We start from the raw sequence: 21,444 nt of genomic DNA, 5'->3' as shown, positions 1-21,444 counted from the left end.
ATGCTCGCCACAACGGATCCGCAGGTGCATATGTCAGGAGCAATTGCCGCCTTTGACGGCCACGGGTTGGACCCGGTGGAGTTTTTCGATGCATGGCATGCTGCGGTGAGCAAGGCGTTCGTTCCTTTAGACGTAACTGCGAGGGGCGTCGAGGCGTTCCACGGGGTCCTTCTCACTCAGAACATTGGGGAAGCCACGCTCAGTGAGGTCTCGGGTACATCTATGGAGGTCCACAGGACTGCGCGGCTTATTGCACAAAACGATCCTGGCGTGCTGAAACTCGCGCTCCAGGTCTCGGGGCGAAGCGTAGTCACTCAGGACGGAAGGGAAGCTATCCTTCGCCCAGGAGATTTCGCCATATACGACACAAGTCGCCCTTATGCTGTACGCACAGACCAGCGGTTCCGCACTCTAGTGTTAATGTTCTCCCCAGAGAGACTCAGCCTGGGCAAGAAGGCGCTCCAAAGCTCCACTGCTGTCCACATTTCCGGCCGACAAGGACTCGGCGCCTTGACCTCGTCTTTACTGAGAGCGATGGACACCCAGCTCAATACAGGGGGAGTGCCGGCCAGCACCGGAGTTTCGGAAGCACTGCTTATGCTCACTTCTGCTTCTATAGTCCAGACCCTGGGTGGTGGCGCGCGCGAGGCCTCGGAGCGAGAAGTTATGCTCCTGCAAGTCAAAGAATTTATTTTGACCAGAATAGGAGACCCCAGGTTGACGGTCGCTGATGTTGCTGCCGCGAATCATATTTCCATCAGATATCTCCAAAAGCTCTTCGAAGACGAGGGCACAACCGCCAGCACTTGGATTAGGCAACGCCGCCTAAATCGCATCCGCGAGGATCTGATCGATCCGCGACTTAGCACGACATCGATTGGCGCAATTGCCCGCAGATGGGGACTACACGACGCCTCACATTTCTCCCGGCAGTTCAAAGACGCTTATGGCGTGTCTCCGCGCGAGTTTAGGCTTGAGCCGGTCCGAACATATCCGCCTACGCCACGTAGCTAGGGCCGACGCGGCCAGCGCGCAGGAGAGCCTACTTGCGTCTTGTTTGGTCTGGCGTGCCATGCCAACCTAGGGAAAGTAGGCTGTGCGCTTGCACGCTAGCTTCATGCGCCTCCGGCGCAAGCCAGACGACCGCTGCCATTGCAGGATATGTGGTAAGGGTTACAGCGTAACCCGCACCACGGCAGCGCCAGCAGAAGTTGCGGTTGCCCAGAGCAGGAGAGTTTGAATGCCGATAGATTTCACCCTAACCCCCGAACAGCGTGTATTGCAGGCCGAAGCGCGCGCCTTCGCCGAAAAAGAGCTTAGCGGTGTGGCGGAAGCCATCCGAAACCTTCAAACCCCGCGAGAGCGATTTATGGCCACAAAGCCGTTTTACGAGCAAGCGGTCAAGCAGGGGTGGATGCGTAGGATGCTACCTGCTGCTGTAGGAGGGGAAGGTAAGAGCCTCGTTGACGCGGCTCTTATTGCCGAAGAGTTCTACGCTGTTGATCCGAACGTATCCTTGACGATCTTCGCAAACCTCCTTGGTCTACTCCCAGTGTTCAGCGCGGGAAGCCCTGAACAGATTCAGAAGGCCGTCGCTCCCTTTCTGAGCGGTACCGGCACGCCCCTTGCAGCCTTGTGCCACTCCGAGCCGGGAGGTACTGCAAATTTTGCCGCAGCGCCGCCGGCGGAAGGTTCGAGGACCCGGGCGGTTCTTGAAGGGAACGAGTGGGTCGTCAACGGATCCAAGCAGTGGGTGAGTAACGCAACGGGCTGGGACTCAGAAGGGGCTGACGTTTTGACCGTAGTTTGTCGAACAGCCACGGGACCAGAAACACCCCCCGAAGAATCATTTTCGTTAATTCTGGTGACAGACTCCAAAGAAGGGCTCATTTGGGATGAGGACTTCGACACACTCGGACACCGCGGTCATCTGACACCGCGCTTTCACTTCGATAACTTGAGAGTACCCAAGAGCAACGTTATTGGCACCGTTGGCGCCGGTAAGTCATTGGTCGAAGCTAGTTTCACAGGAACGGCGGCTCTCGCAGGGGCACTGGGGGTAGGACTCATGCGGGCGGCCTTTGACTTTACTCTTAACTTTGCGAAGACGGAAAAACGCGGTGGCGCTGTCCCAATCATCGAGCACCAGGCCGTCGGATACGCTCTCGGTGAAGCGAAGACATCCATAGAAGCTGCCCGCTATCTAAGTTGGAAGGCTTGCAATGCTCTAGATACCAACCACCCCGGGGCTTTGGAGTTGGCCCTTCAATCTAAACTCTATTGCACAGAGACGGCCGTTAAGGTAATCACCGATCTTATGCGCTTGGTTGGTATAGACAGCTATAATCATAATTTGCCGCTTGCCCGGATACTTCAAGATGCCATTGCGCTCCCGCTATTTGATGGTGGGAATATGGGCGTGAGGCGGCGGCAGTTGCATGAGCTGATGCTTTCCGCCGATTACCGGTCCGAGACGGCGCCGTACGCCTAACCGGTCGGTAAAAATGAGCGGGCCACGGAGTCGGGCTTCGTGGCCCTCTCAGCCGTACGGGTCGGCTTGCACTTATGGTACTCGGGGAGATTGACAGTGCCTTCTCACGGAGACCCTCGCCTCCGAAAGGCGCGAGTTTCCATTGTTCTGCTGGTACCACCTGGCCCACTTGTTCAAGGCTTCCAGCGCAATCCGCGTCCGATGGCGAGAGGTCAGTACATAAACCACCACCACCCTTTCGCAGCTTTGTGTCCGCTTTGTTTATGCGGGACGGGACAGCACGACGGATCACGACGTTTGGCGCCAGCCTAGGGATGTGGGCGGATGGGGGACTATCCGTATGTTCTCCGTTGAAAGTGGAGGATTGCCTTACGCCAAGTCTTTCGTTGCCGTGCGACCACCTGGCGAATTAGGTTGAAGGCCTTGCCTCTGAAGGTGCCACCGAGGCCGGCCCGTCGCGGAAATGTCACGATGTTGTTGTTTTTGTTGAGCAGCCGGAGCTGTTTCGTTTTTGGGTGCCACGCTCTGTGGGCGAGTACCCCAGTTCAGTTGCCCAGCTGCAGAAGTTGCACCCGGTGCCCTTGCCGCCGCGCTGTTTACGGCCTTCCAAGCAGGCACGGAGGGCTCATACCCCGGGCCTTAGGGCACACCAAACGCAGTGCCAAGGGAGCCGGGTTGTTCGTCATGCCACTGGATGACGGTCAAACACCCCATCAATCCGCATCCGAACGACCCGGCGAGGCTGAAAGACCAAGCAGTAAACCGATCATCTAGTAAGGATGTCTAGCAATGGAATCTCGCAAAGTCGCCGTCATCACCGGGGCATCACAAGGCATCGGGGCAGGACTGGTTTCTGCTTTCCGCGGCCTCGGTTACGCCGTCATCGCCAACTCACGCTCCATCGAAGCGTCCCACGACCCCGACGTGATCACGGTCGCAGGAGACATTTCCGACCCCACCGTGGCCGAAAATGTAGTCTCGGCAGCTATTGAGAATTTCGGTGGGATCGACACCCTGGTAAACAACGCGGGCGTTTTCGTCGGCAAACCGTTCACCGAGTATACCCAGCAGGATTACGCCAAGGTTCTTCAGGTGAACTTGGGAGGCTTCTTTCACATCACGCAGCAGGCCATCTCGCAGATGCTCGAACAGGGGAACGGCCATGTAGTGAACGTGACCACGACGCTCGTTGAATACGCCAACTCCAACGTTCCGTCTGCTCTCGCCTCGCTGACCAAGGGAGGCCTGGCCTCCGTCACGAAGTCCCTCGCCATCGAATACGCCAGCCGGGGCATACGGGTGAATGCCGTTTCCCCCGGAATCATCGAGACACCCATGCACTCTGAAGAGAGGCACGCAGCACTGGCAGGCCTGCATCCTGTTGAGCGGATCGGCACGATCGAGGACATCACCCTCGGCGTCCTCTACCTCGAGCGGGCACCATTCGTCACCGGCGAGTTCCTGCACGTAGACGGCGGACTAAGCGCCGGCAGCTAAGTCAGGGCCCTTGATGGGGCGGGCTCGACCGCCTGCCCCGTCTTCGACGACATAAACAATGGAAAAAACACTATGATCACCATAGACAGGCCTGCACAAGTACGTATCCTGGCCGACGTCCTGAATGCATGGGCTAACGGCATCCGCGAACACCGGCCGCACGTCGTCGCCTCCTACTTTACGGAGAAGGCCCTTTTCCAAGGATTCGACAAGAAACAGACCATCGGCAAGTCCGGCATCGTCGCCTATTACGACAAGCAGCCCCCCGGCCTCAATCCCACGTACCGGATTCAGGAACACCGGCAGCTCTCGGATGATGCACTCATCTCCTACGTAGACGTCGACTTCACCCTTCCAGGCGGTGAGGTCATACCGGTGCACCTGACGGTATTGCTGGAACTCGTTTCCGGGTCTTGGCTGATCAGCCACTACCACGTTTCGAGGATCCAATGAATGCTAAGGACTATTCACTCGATGAATACACTGTCGTCAAGCATGTCACCTTCGACCGGACCGGCGATGTAAGAAAGGCTGATTATGGCAGTTTGTTTTGGGACCGGGTTTGCAGTTTATTTGGGGCCCACTTCACGGCTCGCCGGTTGATGAATCGCAGTTAATCACGACCCCGGAACTCGAGCTCAGCGAGCTTCAAGAGTCCTTTGAGAACATCCCGCTCGACAAGCACTTCAAGGGCGGATACCGGCACAGGACCCAGTCCCGCTTCTCCTTCCAGGACGGCACCATTGTCCGTCTGGAAAATGCCGAGCTATTCCAGAGCTCCGACATTAACCGGCTCGAAAACTATGGTGGAATCCGCAGGGACTACAACGACCTTCCTGAAGGAATAGAAGAAAACGCCGCGTTCAAGGCTTTGATTCAGCACTGGGCCGAGGGAATTGACGCCCCGGACTTCAATTTTTCCGCACATCAAATCCGGACACTCGGAGCAGGTCAGCCGGTTCCGGAAGGCCGTCATCGCGACGGCTACGAATACGTTGGCGTATTCGTCGTCGACAGGCGTGACATCACTGACCAGTCAGCTCTGACATCAGTCTGGGAGATCGGTACCGACAAGAAAATCGTCGATGACATCGTGCTCCGCCCAGGCGATCTTGTCAGCTTCGATGACCGTCGTGTCATCCATGACGCATCACCGCTGATCCCCACCAACGAGAGCACCGCAAGGCGAGACGTCATCATCCTGACATATCCCGATCACCGAGAGATTCTCGAACACGGCGAGGTTCCCGAGATTAGGAACTGACTATGTCCCCACTGCACACGAGGTCCTCAGAGGCTCAAGTACACGAAGTATTTCCCGGTGCTCACGGACGGTTCGTTCATGGCGCCTCGATGACCGTCGCGACTTGGGTTCTCGATGCCGGCTCAGTCATTCCCGAACACCGCCATCCACACGAGCAGATTGTCAACGTCCTCTCTGGGGAGTTCCAGATGAAAGTAGGTGCTGAGACGTTCAACCTCGTGGCCGGCGACGGGTTGGTCATCCCCAGCGAGGTGCTGCATTCCGGCATCGCAACAACCGAAGTCAAATGTATCGATGTGTTCACGCCGGTGCGTGAAGACTACAGAATCTAGCCATGCACACTAAAGCCCGGGAGATCCATTGACGATTGCCTCTGTGGGAGCCTTCTTGACCTTCGCATTCGCGGTGTCAATGTCTCCCGGGCCCAACAATGTCTTAGTGGCCTCGTTGGCTGTGGGCAGACCATTCCGCGCGGCGTTACCTGCGATCTTTGGAATATCCATTGGGTTCCTCGCGCTCCTGGCCCTCACTAACACCGGAATCGGTTCTCTGATTCAGAGCGTTCCGGCCATATCCTTCTCGCTCAAGGTTGTGGGTGCCGCGTATCTGGTCTACTTGGCCTGGAAGATTTTCAGTAGTGACCCTTCAACACCGTCTCCCTCTCTGTCTGCTGCTGGCTTCTGGAAACTCGGCGCACTCCAAGTAGTGAACCCGAAAGCCTGGCTTATGGCGCTGACCGCGTCAGCCACCTACCCGGCAACTCTCGGTGGAGGCATCCAAGGCCTCGTGCTTATGGGCGTGCTTTTCACTGCGGTCAACCTCATATCGAACAGCGCTTGGGCGCTATTGGGCCAAGGCGGATCACGACTGATCCGAACCACGAAAGGCCTGAGAAACCTCAACCGGATCCTTGGCGTTCTTTTGTTACTGTCCGTGGTCATGTTGTCCTCTGACCTTTCCCATGAATCAGTATGGACGTGCGTGGTTGCCGGCTACCGAAAAGGAACAAAATGACGATTCTGAACCTCCTCAAGGAAGACTTGCAGGCCGCCAAGACTCAAGACCCAGCAGCGTCCAACCTCTTCGAGGTCGCCATAGTCTATTCAGGGGTTCACGCCATCTGGAGCCACCGTCTAGCGCACGCCCTCTGGCAGAAACCGCACCTGAGAGGTTTGGCCAGGGTGATCTCCCAAGCGTCCAAGACCCTCACAGGGATCGAAATTCACCCCGGAGCAAGAATCGGGCGACGACTTTTCATCGACCACGGAACGGGTATCGTCGTGGGGGAAACGGCTGAAATCGGTGACGACGTCCTCATGTACCAGGGCGTCACACTGGGCGGACGGGCATTGAGCAAGACGAAACGGCACCCCACCATCGGCAATCACGTCATGCTCGGCGCAGGCGCAAAGATACTAGGTCCCATCACGATCGGTGAAGACTCTGCCGTAGGCGCGAATGCCGTTGTCGTTCGCGACGTTCCGCCGCGCTCCGTAGCAATCGGAATTCCCGCAACTTCCCGCCGGAAAGACCCAGAAGCTGTTGTGGACCCGAGAACAGATTTCATCGACCCGGCACTCATCATATAGGGAAGCTGCATCCCGCTCTCGGTTGCTAGGGATTGATGCCACTGTCGTCGAGGAGACCTGCAAGGGGACGGTCCGCAGGCGGGAGGGATGGCGTGCCGTGAAGAGCCCAGAAACCCCTTCGACACTTGGATGAATCGGCCAAGTGTCATCGAGAGAATGCTTTTTCACCGGCTTGCCCATGTCTGACCGGGAAAAGTTTTTGCTAGTGTCCAGCCAACTGGGCAGTGTCTACCTGTCAACCACGGTCACGTAAGAGATGCCCTGAAGGGACCCTCTGTTCAAGCAGCCAGACTTAGCCCGGTGCTGGACCTGACGCTGCGCTTCTGGATTGTCTTCCCGAGCGCGGACAAGTTTCCACTGGCGGCTCTTCTCGAGGATGAGCAACGTCATAAACCACAGACCGCACTTCAAGTTGGCAACAGCCGGCCAAAGTGGGTCCCGCCTAAGCTGCGATTCATGCGAAAAGTGGGCTCAGATCAGATTGACATTCTCAAAAGGCCTGGCATCGAACCGCGTTCACGGACTGGCCACGAGGCCCTCCCTTCCAACGCACGGCGCCCCCTCGCCTTCCGCGGACGCGTCCTGCAGGCACACGGACTGTGCGAAAATTCAAGCAACCTTCCGCCTCCGTCGTCCGGAGCCTGTTTTCATCAGGCATTTAACCTCAGTTAGAGGCTTGGGTACTATTCAACGGAATTGTTGTGCCGACAAGCGCGCCGCAGGGCGCACACTGGGTGCCAGACCAGACATTCCCACCCTGCACCGCTCTTGCGGAGCCCGCAATGAAGCGAGAAGCGCCATGGCAACACGAAAAATAATGACCGCCAGAGTCGCCATTATGGCGCAGGCCCGCGGGCCCTACTGGTCCTTTGCCAGTGACGTCCTCACCCGGCAGGACAACAAGGATGCGGGACCGGACGGTATCCGGCTGAAGCTCCGTACGAACTCCTGATGAGAACCTATGCTCAGCAACATCCGGGCGCCGCGATGCCTGAACGGTCGACACGCCGGGTAGGACTTCAGCGTTTAAGCTGCGGCATCTCTCTTCAGCTGTTCAAACCTAGGAGCTCGTACAGGGCAAGCAGGATCTGTTGCTCTTCATTGCTACCTATTTGGGTGGCTCGCTCTGACCCGTCCAGTGCCCGGCGCAGCCTCTGCGGGCCTTTCGGCGTCACCAGGAGCTCCTGAGAGACCCCCGCCGATCTCGGGGGGCACATTCGGGACCGAGAGCGCCCACTCGCTCATGGCTTCTACTACCGGGCCGAGGCGGTGGCCCAGTTCGGTGAGCTGGTACTCCACTCTGGGCGGAATTTCCGGATAACTGCGCCGGGTGACGATTCCATAGGTCTCGAACTGCCGCAATCTGCTCGTCAGCGTATGTGGACTGATTCCAGGTAGGTTCCGTCGCAACTGTGTGAATCGATGAGGCCCGTCAAATAACTCCCGGACGATGAGACTCGCCCAAGGCCCCTCCAATAGGTAGAAGAAACGCGCCACCCCGCACTCAGGAAACTCTCTAACGCTTCCCATGCTTCAGTTCCCTTCCCTTGGTGCAGTTGATGTAACTGGTGCATCAATTGTACCAATGGAACATGACTTACATAGTGCATGGCGCCACCGGCGCCCAAGGGTCCCCCGTTGTCTCAGCTCTAGCCGCCGCCGGAGTCGAAGTGGCAGCAGTCACCCGCAATCACGAGCTCACCGTTCCAGGGGCTAAGACCATTGTTGCCGATATGGCCTCCGTCGATTCGCTTGTTACCGCCTATACCAACGCGCAGGGAGTGTTCATCCACCTACCGGCCGCACCCGATCATGTTCTACGACCCCTTGTACCAAACATCCTCACAGCGCTGCACACAGCCGCGCCAGCTCGCGTCGTGATCTCCACCAGTGGGAGGATGGCTCCCACCAGCGGAAAGCCCTCGCAAGACGACGCGCTGTCGTCACTCATCATTGGGGTCGCGGAGGCCGGCATCTCCTACGCTGTGATCGAACCTCGGCTCTTCTTCGAGAATTTGCTGATGCCCCAGATTGCAGAGTCCGTCCGAACAGAGGGCGTATTGCACTACCCTGTCCGAGCTGATCTGCCCATCTCTTGGGCCTCTCATCTTGATATCGCCGACGTTGCCGTCTCGCTCCTGCTACGCAAGACAGAGGTGACAGGCGTAGTGGGCGTCGGACACATTCCCGGCATCACCGGCAAGGACCTGGCAGCCGCGTACACCACCCATACCGGACGTGTAGTCCGCTTCGACGCTGTCGCCCCAGTGGATTTCGGCAAGAACATAGCTGACGCGGTCGGTGAAGCCGCGGCCGCGGGTGTGGTCGACCTCTACCAGGGACTTTGGGAGATTGATGCTCACCTCATAGAAGAGCGCACCAGCGCCCAACACATACTTGGCGTCACCCCTCGAAGCGCCACCGAGTGGCTGAAAGAGATTGGATTCTGAGCAGCCCATGAAATGTCTCTAGGTTGAGCGCCTATTGGTCGAGCAGGCCGATAAGCGCCCAACCTGCTCCTAGTCCACCCAGATACCTCGTTGACCAAAAGCTGCCTGGTTCTGACAAGGAGTGAACGAGTTCCGACAAGGGGTGAACCAGGCTTGTCTTACCGTCGTACAACCACAAATGGGTAGGTGAGCAGAATGATCAATAAACACCGCCGGATCTCATGCTCCTATCTGACAGCCGCGTCCCTTGTTGCCCTGACTCTTGGCATATACTCTTTTGTCGCGCTCGTTTTAGACTTGGCAGCTGGGGCCGCTACGTGGCCTCTCTACCTACTCGGCATTGCCGCCGGCATCGCGATGAGCAACGTGATCCGCCGCGAGAAAAATCACGAGCAACCACCAGAGTGAAACTCTTATGCGGACGTAGCCGGTGGGGCCCAGATGAACGGGTTCGTAGCAACATACTGCTCCGGAGCTACACGAGGCACGGCCTTAGGAGTCACGTTGGGAATTGGACGCACCGGTGCCGTTCTCGCCATCTCAGGTGGGGGAGTGCTAGTCGCAGCGAACCTGAGTAACTTCATCAACTTTTCACTTGGGCAAATGCAGTGGGGGCATGATCGCGGTGCTGACCGTACCTAAACCCACCCAAGTTTAAAGAACTCCCGGGACGAGTCACACCCCGGGGGCGGCAGGTGCGCCACGCCAAGTCCTTCCACACTAAGCACCTACAGAAACATCGCCGGCACGGTGAACGCCGCGCAACTCACGGAAAAGGTAGTGGGGACCGTTGCCTAGTTCATCGCGCGACCGTCCCCGCTTCTGGATCTGGATCACTTGGGCGGGTAATTCCGAGCCGCTCTACTCGTGCTATTCAAAGACTGGATATTGCACAGTCCGTCAAAGAGCCTTTGGTCGGGCAGGCCGCGGCTTCTGTCCACTAACTTCGAGCCAATACCGAGTTCCCATCCGCACGGTTCTCTCTCTTTCGTGTTAGCTCTGATCACTTGTCGGCTCGATCAGCCCGAGTTCACCGCCGAGCAGGCCTAGGGGAAATTTAGGGTTGTGCAAGTGGCGAACCCGATCCGAGTGGCAGGTACGCCGTCTCTACTGGACGTCGGCGGGTACCCAGACGTCTCAAACAACCTGGCGCTCCGGCGGCAGCTGGGTAGTCGCGGTGAACCCTGCCACGCCCAATGCTGTGATCCTGCGACCGGTCGGGCGGATCCGAGTTCATCCAAGTGCGGTGTGCTGCGCATGCCGGCCGCAACCAATGCTCCGCGATAAGCACCCCATTGGGGTGAGGGCCAGGCGTCCGGTGTCCACGGCGTCGATGCAGGGCCTTGCTCCAGAGTTTGCTCGATCAATAGGCCCAGACGGTATACCCAAGAGGGAACAGCTTTGGGCTGTGCGGAGGACGCCACCTGACCACAACGGCATAAACCGTCCTGACTCGCTCGGTCGAGCTGCCAACCTTTGAGTTGCGAGGACATTCGACGTTGGCTGGGCTGACTTCTGGCCCGGTGCGGAGATGGTTCACTTGATGGCCGGACGCCTTGCCTTTCCCCGGGCGCTGTAACATTCGTGCCCAGCAGCTCGGAGCCTTGGAGGCTTAGGCTTGGAGCGCGTCCCGCTCGCTTGGCCGAAGAGCTGATGGCCGGTTCGTCGTGGGGAAAGACTGCCCGTATCTCTGCGGATGGTCCAGGTCTGGAGGTGATTTAATGGCCCAGCCGAATTCCCGGGACGGGCAGAATGGCGCATCGGCTAGGCCCGGACCTGCCGTGCCTTTAGCGAACCACACCTAGATGGCGCCGAACCGGCGATAGGTGGTGCCATGGGGGTTGGGACCGAAGTCCTCCGGAATGAGCAATCGCCATCTCGCACCTGCGGAGCCCGTATGCTCAGCTGTTTCATCCACCGCCGTTATGAGCGTAGCTTCGCCAACTTGTCCAATGAACTACGCCGCTGAAATCCCCGCGCCCCTAGCCAAGCTGGCGGTGGATTCGCGGGGGATGAGTTGAACGGGCAGCCGGTGGAGGCCTGGGCTCGGCTTACCTGAAATCGCATCCTGAAGTTCCTCTGCCACAGCCCTCCCCATGTCTTCCAGGTTCATGTCCACCGTAGTCAGGGGCGGTTGGGAAGTGGTGCTGAAGAGCTCCCAGTTGTCGAAGCCCACCACCCCGATTTCGTGGGGAACGCTGATGCCACCGGCGCGGAGTTCGTCCACGACGCCGCGGGCTATCTGGTCGCTGCCGCAGAAGATGCCGTCCACGGGCAACCCGGAGTTTAGGAGTGCCTGTGCGCCTTGCCGGCCCCAGCGTTCACTCCAGTCCCCGTACAGCACTTCTCCGGTTGCCAGTTCAAGCCCGTGGCCTTTGAGGGTTTCGACTGCGGCATTTCCTCGTTCGATCGCGGCGTCGTAGCGGGGTTCGCCGTTGAGCATGGCGATGTTCCTGCGGCCGCGGGCCACCAGGTGGTCGATTGCGAGCCGTGCACCCATGGCGTTGTCCGGTGTGTAGGAGCAGTCTGTCTCGAGGTCGGACGGCGTGTAGGCGTACACCACGGGGACGGGGACGTCATGTGAGATTGATTGGCGCGGGTTTGCGTCGGCGCCCAGCACGATGATCCCGTCCACGCGCTTGGCGATCAGGGTCTGAAGGATGAATTGTTCCCGTACCCTGTCGTTGCGGGCGTCGCTGATGATCACGGAGGTGGAGCCCGCGCCGAAGGCCTCCTCCACGCCCATCAGGATGGGCAGGACGAACCTGCTGGACAGGTCGGCGGTCAGCACGCCGATGGTGCCTGTGATGGGAAAGTTGAGTGCCTGTGCAAATGGGTTGGGCGTGAAGTTGAGTTGCTCGGCTGCCTGCAGCACTCGTTGCCGGGTGGCTTCGTTGACGTGTTGCCTGCCGTTAAGCGCTTTCGACGCCGTTGCCACCGAAACGCCCGCGGCCGCAGCTACGTCGTTGAGTACCGGGCGTTTTTTGGTCTTGGTCATGGCGTCCCCCTTCGCAATGGTGTCTTCCTCTATGGTGCCATATACGAAACTTTTTCGGAAACGCCAACTCCATCAACTTTGCTGTTGTTTAGGTTCTGGAGAGCTATTGACCATCGCCAGTCCTGCTGATAGTTTCCCTTTCAGAAACTAGTTTCTGTTTTTTCGGAAGTTCCTTGAACCCTTCCGGATACAGCCTTCCACCACCATCATGAACTCAGCAGCGGACTTTCAACGGAGAAAAGGACCACCGACCGTGCCAAAGAAATTCACCCAAGTCACCCTGGCCACCATGGGGGCGTTGGCCCTCGCTCTGACCGCCACCGGATGCTCCGGAGCCTCCGGGCAGGAGGCCGCCTCCGAACAGGACGGCGGAAGCTTCACCGTCTGGGACCCCTACCCCCAGCATGAGGCCTCCTCTGCCTGGGCCCAGCGGATCGACAAGTGCGGAAAGGACGCAGGCGTCACCATCCAGCGCACTGCTTACGACACCCAGGCCTTGACCAACCAGGCCCTACTTGCCGCCCAAGAAGGAAAGTCAGCGGATGTGATCCTGCTGGACAACCCCGCAGTCTCCACCCTGGCTGAAACAGGTGCCCTGGTGGACATGAAGAGCGTTAACCTGGACACCTCAAGCATTGAGCCCAACTTGCTGGCGGCAGGGGAAGTGGATGGCAAAGCCTATGGAATCCCCCTCGGAGCCAACACCCTGGCTCTCTACTACAACAAGGATGTACTGACAGCCGCCGGCGTCGACCCGGCCTCCATAACCAACTGGGACTCGTTGACAGCCGCCTTGCAGAAGGTCAAGGGCACCGGGCACAAAGGCATCACCTTTGCGGGCATAGGTACCGAAGAAGGCTCCTTCCAGTTCCTGCCCTTTTTCTGGGGCGCCGGGGCAAAACTGACCGCCTTGGACTCACCCGAAGCAGTCAATGCGATCAACCTCTGGACCTCCTGGATTAAGGACGGCCTGGCGCCGAACTCGGTGATCAACAACTCGCAGAACACCACGTGGGAAGAGTTCCTCACCGGTGACTTCGGTTTCGTGGTCAACGGCACCTGGCAGGTCAACAGCGCAGCCAAGGCCGCCTTTTCCACCGGCTACATCCCCATCCCTGCAAAGGCAGGCGGAGTTGCTCCGGCTCCCACGGGCGGTGAGTTCATGCTGATGCCGGTGCAGAAAGACGAAGCCCGGTATGAGACGTCGAAAAAGATCATTGAATGCATGAGCACCACGGAGGGGCAGGTGGAGACAGCCAATACTTTCGCCTATTACATCCCTGCCACCGCACCGGGCCAGGAACACCTCCTTACTGAGCACCCCGAACTCAAGGTCTGGGTGGATGCCGTTAACCAGGCAAAGGGACGTACCAGCGACAACCTGGGTACCAAGTACCCCGTGATTTCCGAACAGCTATGGACTGCGGTGCAGAAGTCCCTCAGCGGCGCAGAGTCCGCGCAGGACGCGCTGAAGGATGCCCAGCAGAAGGCTGCCGCGGCAGCTAAGTAGCGGCCGACATCGGGAAGCGGCGGCCGTAAATGGCGGTCACCGCAACCCGCGTCGGAAAAAGCTGTACCAGGACAGACAGAACGGAAAAGATAATGACTATGACCCACACGGCGCAGCGCCGGCAGGGCGTGGGGGAGACCCAAGCCACTGCGACGCCTGCCCGGCGACGGAGGCGCTCACCGGGCTCCCGGACAGCGGCCATGCTGTTCGCGGCACCACTGGTGATCTACCTGCTGGTGTTTTACGCCTTCCCGCTCTACAGGAATATTGAGCTGAGCCTGCACGACTACACGCTCCGCGCTTTTGTCCAGGGCAACGCGAAGTTTGTGGGGCTGGACAACTATTTTGCCGTTATCAACAGCAGCACCTTCGGCACGGCGTTGGCCAACACTGCGCTTTTCACTGCAGTATCTTTGGTGTTCCAGTACGTGCTGGGCCTTGGGCTGGCTGTCTTCTTCCGCAGTTCGTTCCGGCTCTCGGGCGTACTGCGGGGACTCTTCCTGATCCCGTGGCTGTTGCCGCTGATCGTCTCCGCTTCTGCGTGGTCCTGGATGCTGAACAGCGACAACGGGATCGTGAACTCGGTGCTGGTGGGCCTGGGCATGGAGCCGCTCAACTGGCTCACCAGCCCGGGCCTGGCACTGACGTCGGTGATCATCGCCAACATCTGGCTGGGTATCCCTTTCAACCTGGTCATCCTTTACTCCGGACTGCAGAACATTCCCAAGGACTATTACGAAGCAGCGGCACTTGACGGCGCGTCGTCGTGGCAGCAGTTCCGCAGCATCACCTTCCCGCTTTTGCGCCCGGTCACTGCCATCACGCTGCTCCTGGGCCTGGTGTACACGCTGAAAGTGGTGGACATTATCTGGGTCATGACCTCAGGTGGCCCCGGGGATACCTCCACGACATTCGCCACTTGGTCCTACCGTGAGGCTTTCGGCACCGGAACGCCGGACTTCAGCCCCGCCGCCACCGTTGGCAACCTGCTGATCCTGATCGCCCTTGCCTTTGGCCTTCTGTACCTCCGGGTACAGAAAAACCAGGAGGAATCATGACAACCTCCCGCAGTTGGTGGAAAACCGGACTCGGTCTTCTCTTCACCGCTTTGATGCTGTTCCCGGTCTATTGGATCGTGAACGTATCCCTGACCAGAACCTCGGACCTGAGGAAGTCACCACCCAACCTCCTCCCGCTGAACCCGACGCTGGAAGGCTACACGGCTGCGTTGGGCCAGCAATTACCGCACCTGGCCACCAGTCTGATCCTCGGCGCAGCCACCGTTATCCTGACCCTGGTGATCGCGGCACCTGCCGGTTATGCCCTGTCATTACTGAAGTTGCCGGGACGCAACGCGCTGGGCTTCATCTTGTTGGTGGCCCAAATGATCCCGGCAGTGGTGATGGCCATGGGTTTCTACGCCATTTACCTGCGGCTCGGCATGCTGAACACACTGCCCGGCCTGGTACTGGCGAACTCCACAGTGGCTGTGCCGTTCGCGGTCCTGATGTTCCGGGCTTTCATGTCCGGAATACCCTTGGAACTGCTTCAGGCGGCAAAGCTGGACGGTGCCGGGGTGTGGCGGACCTTCACCCTGATCGTGCTTCCCATCAGCCGGAATTCCATCCTCACGGTGTCGTTGTTCGCTTTCCTTTGGTCCTGGTCCGATTTCATCTTCGCGTCGACGCTGAACCGGAGCGGTGACCTCATCCCCATCACTTTGGGCATCTATAAGTACATCGGCAACAACACCACCCAGTGGAACGCCATTATGGCCACGGCTGTGATCGCGTCGGTTCCGGCAGCGGTACTGCTGGTCATCGCCCAACGGTATGTCGCGGCCGGCGTGACCGCAGGTGCCGTCAAGGACTAGCACCGGCCGAACACCGCACCAGCTACCAAATTCCTGAGCCCGTCCATCTTGAAGCCGGTCTCCGTCCCCTTTGCAGTCACCGGGTACTTTCGGCGTGCCCGCCACCCTGCCCCACCACCTCAACAATCCGGGAGAATCCTCGTGACCATCACCAAAATGTCCGTGATCGGCGGTCCCGTCCAGCCAAGCACCGCCACCCTCCGCCCCCTTGGTGCCCACGAGGTCAGAGTGGCCGGAGGTTTCTGGGGCGATCTCAAGGAACTCAATGCGAAAGTCATCCTTGCCCACTGCGAAGACTGGATGGAACGGATCGGGTGGATTGCCAACTTTGACCGTGCAGCGGAAGGCACCGTGGCCACCAACCACTCCGGGATTGAATTTGTTGACTCCGAGGTTTACAAGCTTCTTGAGGCCATGGCGTGGGAACTCGGCCGAGCATCCAGCCTCGATTTGGCAAACCGGTACGCGGCACTTGTCCAGAGGGTGGCCGCTGCACAGGAAGCGGACGGATACTTACACACCAGTTTCGGTCGGCCGGGCCAGCGGGCCCGCTATTCGGACCTGGAGTGGGGGCACGAGCTGTACTGCTTCGGGCACCTGCTGCAGGCCGCCGTCGCGCGGTTAAGGACAGGGTACGACGACGATTTGGTCACCGTGGCGCGACGCCTTGTGGATCACGTTTACCGGGAGTTCGGTCCGGAAGGGCGCCCGGCTGTTTGTGGACACCCCGAGATTGAGCTCGCGTTGGTGGAATTCGGCCGTGCAACGGGCAATGCCCAGGCCATAGAACTGGCACGGTTGTTCGTGGATCGCCGGGGGACAGGCACGTTGGCCAGCATTGAATGGGGGCAGGAGTACTTTCAGGACGATATGCCGGTCCGGGAAGCAACCGTCCTGCGTGGGCACGCAGTTCGTGCGCTTTACCTTGCCTCGGGTGCGTTGGATGTGGCAACGGAAGCCAACGACCTGGAGCTTGTGCGTGCCGTGGAGGAACAGTGGGCCAACACCGCGGCAAAGCGCACCTACATCACGGGCGGCATGGGCTCGCACCACCAGGATGAAGCGTTCGGTGCCGACTTTGAACTGCCTTCAGACCGGGCGTACTCGGAGACCTGTGCAGGAATTGCAAGCGTCATGCTCAGCTGGCGTCTCCTCCTTCGAACTGGAGAGAGTAAATACGCGGACCTGATGGAACGGACGCTGCTCAACAACATCCTCGCCTCGCCGAGGGAAGACGGCCGCGGCTTCTTCTACACCAACACCCTCCACCAGCGCACGGCCAGCACCGTGCCTGATGACGACCGAGTCAACGTTCGTGCCTTATCCACACTGCGGGCACCATGGTTCGAGGTTTCTTGCTGCCCCACCAACGTTGCCCGGACGCTTGCCAGCGTCGAGCTGTACTTCGCCACGGCCACCCGTGATGCGGTCCAAATTCACCAATTCGGCGATATCGACATCTGCACCACGCTCCCTGACGTGGGGGAGGTCACACTGTCCATACGCACCGCTTATCCGCACGACGGAAAGATCCGGGTAGAGGTCCTCGAAGCACCAGGTCGTGAATTCGGCATCGAGCTGAGGATACCGGCGTGGGCGGAGGGGGCCGTCATGACTTTCAATGGTGTGAAGGTCAGCGCTACCCAAAAGCTCCGGTTCCCGTTCGCTGCTGGTGACGTTGTGGTCCTGGATGTGCCCATGGAGCCGCGGGTTACCCACCCTGACCCGCGGATGGATGCGATCAGGGGCACCGTCGCCGTGGAGCGCGGCCCCTTGGTCCTGTGTGTCGAGGACGTCGACCTGCCGGACGGGTACTCGGTCAATGACATTGCCATTGAAGGCCTGCGCGTTGACGTTGAGGGTCGCAGTGTTGCCCGTGCCCAACTCCGGAACCCAGGGAATCCTGCTTGGCCCTATAAGGACCAGTACACCAGCCACTCCGCCGGAACCGTTGATGTGCCGCTGGTTCCCTATTCAACCTGGGGGAACCGCGGTCCGGTAACCATGCGCGTCTGGATACCCACAGCAGAGCCTTCCCTCGGCGCCGCTGTTGCTCCGCAGAGAAAGGAGGCCTGACACAGAGCAGTACCTTGCCGGTTCAGCAAAGCCGGCAGAACCACACGCAACCTCACCAACGCAACGGAGCACTCGTGAAAAAATCCCGCTTTGTCCTTGGGGCAGCCGCGATGGCTGTCCTCGTATCCTCGCTGACCGTTCCTGCCTTGCCGGCCCAGGCCGCCGGAAACACCTTGATAGTAGACGCCTCCTCACCCATTCGACCGGTAACACGGGTAGGCGCCGGCGGTCTATACGCGCTGGCGACCGCCACAGACCCGGCGCCAGGGCTTCTCACACCCCTGCGTCTGAAGCAACACACGCAACCGGCCCCGGGCGTCAAACAGCTTGGCAACGGAGCCACCACCCCCACGGGCGACATCCTCAAGACCGCACCTCAATTCACCTCCGACGGCGCCCAGTCCTACGCCCGCATGCCGGACGTCTACGCGGACTTCCCCTATCGCTGGGTCAGTTGGGCCGACTGGGAGTCCAAGGTGGACACCATGGTCAAGGCCCGGCTGGACGCAACGGGTACCACCAATATCAACGGTTGGGAGCTGTGGAATGAACCGGACTGGACCTGGGACACAGCAAAGGCCGGATCCTTCCTGGACGGGTGGACCCGCACCTTCCGGCAGGTCAAACTCCAAGACACCATCACTCCCATCGTCGGCCCCAGCTACAGCAGGTATGACAGCCAATGGCTGCGCGATTTCCTCACCAAAGCCAAGGCGGACAACACACTGCCGGATGTCATTTCCTGGCATGAGCTAGAAGATGGCACGTGGAACCTGGTGGACGAACACGTGGCCGATTACCGTGCGATCGAGCGGTCACTGGGAATCTCCCCGCGCCCCATTTCGATCAACGAATACGGCTCGCCCAACCAAGTAGACACTCCCAGCGTGGCAGCCCACTACATCGCCCAATTCGAACGGAACGGCATCAAAGATGCCGAGCGCGCCTACTGGTACGAGTCAGGCACCGTCGGCGGTCTCGTATGGAACAACCGCCCCACCGGTTCCTACTGGCTCTATAAGTGGTACGGCGAAATGGCCGGAAACATGTTGGCCGTCACACCGTCGGGGGACCTTGACGGATTTGCTTCCTACGATTCCACCCGCAAAATTGTCAACGTGGCTTTCGGCGGAACCTACGGTGACAACGCAGTTCAGGTCAAGGGATTGGAAACCTTCGGAGCCTCGGCCCAAGTGACCCTGAAGTACACCCCCCGCTCCGGCCGGCAGAGCAACGTCGATGCCCCCACTACCGTCTCAACCTCAACTCTTCCCATCACCAACGGCAGCATCAGCGTCCCTGTCGTCAACCAGGACTACCTGGGTGCCTACCAGTTGGTTGTCACACCGGCAGCAGGTCCCACCACCAGCTACCAACAGGTCTACGAGGCCGAGAACGCCACAGTGGTCAATGCCAGTGTCCTCACCGCGGGGACAGCATCCAACGGCGGCTACGTAGGCAGGATCGACGGAGCAGCCAACGCACGGAACAGCAGCTTCGTTGACTTCGTCGTCGAGGTCCCCGCAGCGGGCACCTATTCCATGAGCATCCGTTACGCGAATGGCGGTGCAGGCACAGCTACCCAGGGATTGGCCTACAACGGCGGTCCCTTCACCCAAGTGTCCTACCCGAGCACCGGCAGCTGGGGAACCTTCAGCCAAAGTGTCAACACACAACTCAACCTCAAGGCCGGGTACAACACCATCCGGCTTGCCAAAGGTTCGCCGAACTTTGGCGGTGGGACCGGCTTCGCCGAGTTGGACTCCGTCACGCTCACCAAATAGCGACTTATCCTGGGCCCGGTTTCCTTCCGTTGGGAAGGAAACCGGGCCTTTACGTTATGCCAACCCGGCTTGGCACGTAAGAAGAACGGTCCCAGTTGAGCGCCCTATGTCGTGCAAGGCTGGGCATATGTGCCCACTGTTTGAGTGCGGGCATATGCCGTGTAATGCGCGATTCTCTCGCCTGGAAACGCACTGAAAAAGCCGATAACGGATATTCCGTCAAGCTTCAGCGCTTCTGCGTCAATTGACATTCCCTTGGCTTGTTCGAGGTCTCTGACGGACCGCTGATGCTGAGTCCTCGGATTTGTTCGTGGGCCCTGTGACGACGGTTTGTGCTAGCGGCAGGAGTCATGGGCCGTCTTCAGTGCGCCAAAGGTCTCCAAAACTTGCCCCGCCTGCAGCGCTGCTCCGGCTCCGGCAGTCGCGGCGACGGTCTGTACCGTCCTATTGCTCGACAACTTCAGGGCGTCACTTCCGGCTTCTGCCGCTGCCTTTCCGTAGCCAATAGCTTGATTCTCGTCCGGCAAAGGGAACATCGACTGGCTGGAGACTATCGCTCTTGCCGCCGAAAGGCAGTTCTTCCGAGTCGTGACAATCTTGCAAGCGTCAGCGTATGCCGGACCCTGTGAGCACAGTGCTTGGGAAGTAGCCTGTGCTTGGTCGAAGGCATTTTTCGACGACTGGATACTGCCTGCAGGGTCATAAGTACCGCCGTTGCAGTTACCGGTGGCCCAAATGGATCCCCCAGTTGTTTGACCAAGAAAGCTCCATGGTGAGGCCAAGACTGAACCACATGCCATAGCCGGCTTACCGACGGGGCGGGGACCTTCTGCAGTGCCCCAATCGAAATACGCTGCGTCCACGAAGCAGTCGCCTGAACCCCACGAACAAGCCGTAATGAACGGCGCGGTTGCCGGAAGAGTCCTTGCGCTGCCCCTGAGCTGCGCCGTGCTTCTGCTGTCCGTTGACAGGATCCCGGCCACTTGGCTGAAGGCAGCTTCGATGCTTGCTGCTGCGCCCAATCGAAGCACTATAGCGGTCCCCGATGTGGATGAGATTTTGGACTTCCAAAGCTCAGCCTTTGCATCTTCAACAGTCAAAACCGTCCCAGCGAAGCGTAGAGCAGCGTTAGTGCCCGTCAGTCGGGCGCCGGAGTTGATTGTTATTCCCTGCCAGGCACTGCCAGTGGGTCTGGTCGCGGTACCGTCACCGTTGGTATCACCCGCGGCACTGTCGTCCGCGAAAGCGGTGAACACGACTGGTTGCAGGGCAGTACCGTTGATCTTCAACACACCATCAACGGATAGTTTCGTACCGCCGGTGAACTTCACCACCGTGCCAGGCTGCACCGTCAACGTCACCCCAGCAGCAACCTTAAACGGGACCCACGAACCGTCGTTGGTTGCCAGGACGTACCTGGTTCCAGTGGTCGGGATGGTCCAATTTTCGATCAGTGTTCCGGAGAGTCTGACGACGTTGACGGTATTCCCGGTAGCCGTGTTGCCGGTCAGGTTTGAGGGCCGGAGCTTAGCGTCGTTGATGTCGAATGGTTGGGCTTCAGTAGTGATTCCAGAAACCTTATTGTTCTTGACCTGGATCGGGACATCGACGGTACCCGTGCCCGCTTGAACCCTGATGCTTTGGGCTCGGGTCAGTGTGTTGTCCATAACCAGGATCGGAACCGGGGCGTAGGCAGTTGCGGAAATCCCGCCGTCATCATCGGTTAGGGTCGAGTTCACGATGCTGAACCGCGTGAAGGACTTACCTTGAATGCCCGCGCCAAATCGTTGCTGCAAGTAAGCAGCGGACAAGTCCGCGCCGGAGTTGATTGTTATTCCCTGCCAGGCACTGCCAGTGGGTCTGGTCGCGGTACCGTCACCGTTGGTATCACCCGCGGCACTGTCGTCCGCGA

At 59.2% G+C, this 21,444-nt stretch carries 18 protein-coding genes; 15 read left to right on the top strand and 3 right to left on the bottom strand.

The genetic code is table 11. From position 1 onward, the window contains the following. From AC5RU9_RS20140 to AC5RU9_RS20100, 9 genes are all read left to right on the top strand, one after another. A complete protein-coding gene (locus AC5RU9_RS20140) occupies positions 1 to 1,014 on the top strand; it encodes an AraC-like ligand-binding domain-containing protein (protein WP_494017876.1) in 1,014 nt (337 codons plus the stop codon). Positions 1,015 to 1,240: 226 nt separating this feature from the next. Further along, the gene (locus tag AC5RU9_RS20135) at positions 1,241 to 2,491 is read left to right on the top strand and encodes an acyl-CoA dehydrogenase family protein (protein WP_494017875.1); all 1,251 of its coding nucleotides are present in this window, start codon (positions 1,241 to 1,243) and stop codon (positions 2,489 to 2,491) included. Positions 2,492 to 3,280: 789 nt separating this feature from the next. Beyond that, entirely contained in the window at positions 3,281 to 3,988 is a 708-nt protein-coding gene (locus AC5RU9_RS20130; protein ID WP_494017874.1) for an SDR family NAD(P)-dependent oxidoreductase, read from the top strand. Positions 3,989 to 4,060: 72 nt separating this feature from the next. Continuing rightward, positions 4,061 to 4,441 carry an SgcJ/EcaC family oxidoreductase gene (locus AC5RU9_RS20125; RefSeq protein WP_494017873.1) on the top strand — a complete coding sequence of 127 codons (381 nt, stop codon included), beginning with the start codon at positions 4,061 to 4,063 and terminating at the stop codon, positions 4,439 to 4,441. Positions 4,442 to 4,538: 97 nt separating this feature from the next. Then, positions 4,539 to 5,252, top strand: coding sequence for a 2OG-Fe dioxygenase family protein (locus AC5RU9_RS20120; protein ID WP_494017872.1), 714 nt, complete (start codon positions 4,539 to 4,541; stop codon positions 5,250 to 5,252). An 89-nt stretch (positions 5,253 to 5,341) separates the two neighbouring features. Further along, the gene (locus tag AC5RU9_RS20115) at positions 5,342 to 5,584 is read left to right on the top strand and encodes a cupin domain-containing protein (protein ID WP_494017871.1); all 243 of its coding nucleotides are present in this window, start codon (positions 5,342 to 5,344) and stop codon (positions 5,582 to 5,584) included. Between the two features lie 55 nt (positions 5,585 to 5,639). Then, the gene (locus tag AC5RU9_RS20110) at positions 5,640 to 6,266 is read left to right on the top strand and encodes a LysE family translocator (protein WP_494017870.1); all 627 of its coding nucleotides are present in this window, start codon (positions 5,640 to 5,642) and stop codon (positions 6,264 to 6,266) included. Further along, positions 6,263 to 6,841 carry a serine O-acetyltransferase EpsC gene (epsC, locus tag AC5RU9_RS20105; protein ID WP_494017869.1) on the top strand — a complete coding sequence of 193 codons (579 nt, stop codon included), beginning with the start codon at positions 6,263 to 6,265 and terminating at the stop codon, positions 6,839 to 6,841. Before AC5RU9_RS20110 ends, epsC begins: the two co-directional genes overlap by 4 nt. Positions 6,842 to 7,658: 817 nt before the next feature. Continuing rightward, positions 7,659 to 7,793 (top strand): hypothetical protein, encoded by a 135-nt coding sequence (locus tag AC5RU9_RS20100; protein ID WP_494017868.1) that lies wholly within the window; start codon positions 7,659 to 7,661, stop codon positions 7,791 to 7,793. Between the two features lie 152 nt (positions 7,794 to 7,945). On the opposite strand, the gene AC5RU9_RS20095 is transcribed toward AC5RU9_RS20100, so the two are convergent. Then, positions 7,946 to 8,371 carry a winged helix-turn-helix transcriptional regulator gene (locus AC5RU9_RS20095; RefSeq protein ID WP_494017867.1) on the bottom strand — a complete coding sequence of 142 codons (426 nt, stop codon included), beginning with the start codon at positions 8,369 to 8,371 and terminating at the stop codon, positions 7,946 to 7,948. A 62-nt stretch (positions 8,372 to 8,433) separates the two neighbouring features. Here AC5RU9_RS20095 and AC5RU9_RS20090 point away from each other — a divergent pair, with 62 nt between their 5' ends. Next, positions 8,434 to 9,291 carry an SDR family oxidoreductase gene (locus AC5RU9_RS20090; protein ID WP_494017866.1) on the top strand — a complete coding sequence of 286 codons (858 nt, stop codon included), beginning with the start codon at positions 8,434 to 8,436 and terminating at the stop codon, positions 9,289 to 9,291. Between the two features lie 1,957 nt (positions 9,292 to 11,248). Here the strand turns inward: AC5RU9_RS20090 and AC5RU9_RS20085 are convergent. Further along, a complete protein-coding gene (locus AC5RU9_RS20085) occupies positions 11,249 to 12,289 on the bottom strand; it encodes a LacI family DNA-binding transcriptional regulator (RefSeq protein ID WP_494017865.1) in 1,041 nt (346 codons plus the stop codon). Positions 12,290 to 12,542: 253 nt separating this feature from the next. On the opposite strand from AC5RU9_RS20085, the gene AC5RU9_RS20080 reads away from it, so the two are divergent. The 5 genes from AC5RU9_RS20080 (at position 12,543) to AC5RU9_RS20060 (ending at position 19,532) form a co-directional block, all read left to right on the top strand. After that, positions 12,543 to 13,799 carry a sugar ABC transporter substrate-binding protein gene (locus AC5RU9_RS20080; RefSeq protein WP_494017864.1) on the top strand — a complete coding sequence of 419 codons (1,257 nt, stop codon included), beginning with the start codon at positions 12,543 to 12,545 and terminating at the stop codon, positions 13,797 to 13,799. Between the two features lie 92 nt (positions 13,800 to 13,891). Further along, positions 13,892 to 14,857 carry a carbohydrate ABC transporter permease gene (locus AC5RU9_RS20075; protein WP_494017863.1) on the top strand — a complete coding sequence of 322 codons (966 nt, stop codon included), beginning with the start codon at positions 13,892 to 13,894 and terminating at the stop codon, positions 14,855 to 14,857. After that, positions 14,854 to 15,672, top strand: coding sequence for a carbohydrate ABC transporter permease (locus tag AC5RU9_RS20070; protein ID WP_494017862.1), 819 nt, complete (start codon positions 14,854 to 14,856; stop codon positions 15,670 to 15,672). The genes AC5RU9_RS20075 and AC5RU9_RS20070 overlap by 4 nt, the downstream gene beginning before the upstream one ends. Positions 15,673 to 15,813: 141 nt before the next feature. After that, complete coding sequence (locus AC5RU9_RS20065; RefSeq protein ID WP_494017861.1) at positions 15,814 to 17,748, top strand: glycoside hydrolase family 127 protein; 1,935 nt, start codon at positions 15,814 to 15,816, stop codon at positions 17,746 to 17,748. 74 nt (positions 17,749 to 17,822) lie between these two features. Next, positions 17,823 to 19,532, top strand: a complete 1,710-nt coding sequence (locus AC5RU9_RS20060; protein WP_494017860.1) for a CBM35 domain-containing protein — start codon at positions 17,823 to 17,825, stop codon at positions 19,530 to 19,532. A 335-nt stretch (positions 19,533 to 19,867) separates the two neighbouring features. Here AC5RU9_RS20060 and AC5RU9_RS20055 read toward each other — a convergent pair. Then, on the bottom strand, positions 19,868 to 21,444 hold a 1,577-nt coding region (locus AC5RU9_RS20055), incomplete at its 5' end, for a hypothetical protein (protein WP_494017859.1).

This window comes from Arthrobacter sp. B0316-5-4 (assembly GCF_059090325.1).
The sequence above is the reverse complement of the archived record's forward strand: the minus strand, read 5'-3'. Positions and strand labels throughout refer to the sequence as shown.

Bases quoted from the DNA above. Each gene is read 5' to 3' on its own strand.
- AC5RU9_RS20125 (WP_494017873.1), top strand. From the start codon at position 4,061: ATGATCACCATAGACAGGCCTGCACAAGTACGTATCCTGGCCGACGTC.
- AC5RU9_RS20135 (WP_494017875.1), top strand. From the start codon at position 1,241: ATGCCGATAGATTTCACCCTAACCCCCGAACAGCGTGTATTGCAGGCC.
- AC5RU9_RS20140 (WP_494017876.1), top strand. From the start codon at position 1: ATGCTCGCCACAACGGATCCGCAGGTGCATATGTCAGGAGCAATTGCC.
- AC5RU9_RS20090 (WP_494017866.1), top strand. From the start codon at position 8,434: ATGACTTACATAGTGCATGGCGCCACCGGCGCCCAAGGGTCCCCCGTT.
- AC5RU9_RS20095 (WP_494017867.1), bottom strand. From the start codon at position 8,371: ATGGGAAGCGTTAGAGAGTTTCCTGAGTGCGGGGTGGCGCGTTTCTTC.
- epsC (WP_494017869.1), top strand. From the start codon at position 6,263: ATGACGATTCTGAACCTCCTCAAGGAAGACTTGCAGGCCGCCAAGACT.
- AC5RU9_RS20070 (WP_494017862.1), top strand. From the start codon at position 14,854: ATGACAACCTCCCGCAGTTGGTGGAAAACCGGACTCGGTCTTCTCTTC.
- AC5RU9_RS20115 (WP_494017871.1), top strand. From the start codon at position 5,342: ATGACCGTCGCGACTTGGGTTCTCGATGCCGGCTCAGTCATTCCCGAA.
- AC5RU9_RS20100 (WP_494017868.1), top strand. From the start codon at position 7,659: ATGACCGCCAGAGTCGCCATTATGGCGCAGGCCCGCGGGCCCTACTGG.
- AC5RU9_RS20075 (WP_494017863.1), top strand. From the start codon at position 13,892: ATGACTATGACCCACACGGCGCAGCGCCGGCAGGGCGTGGGGGAGACC.
- AC5RU9_RS20085 (WP_494017865.1), bottom strand. From the start codon at position 12,289: ATGACCAAGACCAAAAAACGCCCGGTACTCAACGACGTAGCTGCGGCC.
- AC5RU9_RS20130 (WP_494017874.1), top strand. From the start codon at position 3,281: ATGGAATCTCGCAAAGTCGCCGTCATCACCGGGGCATCACAAGGCATC.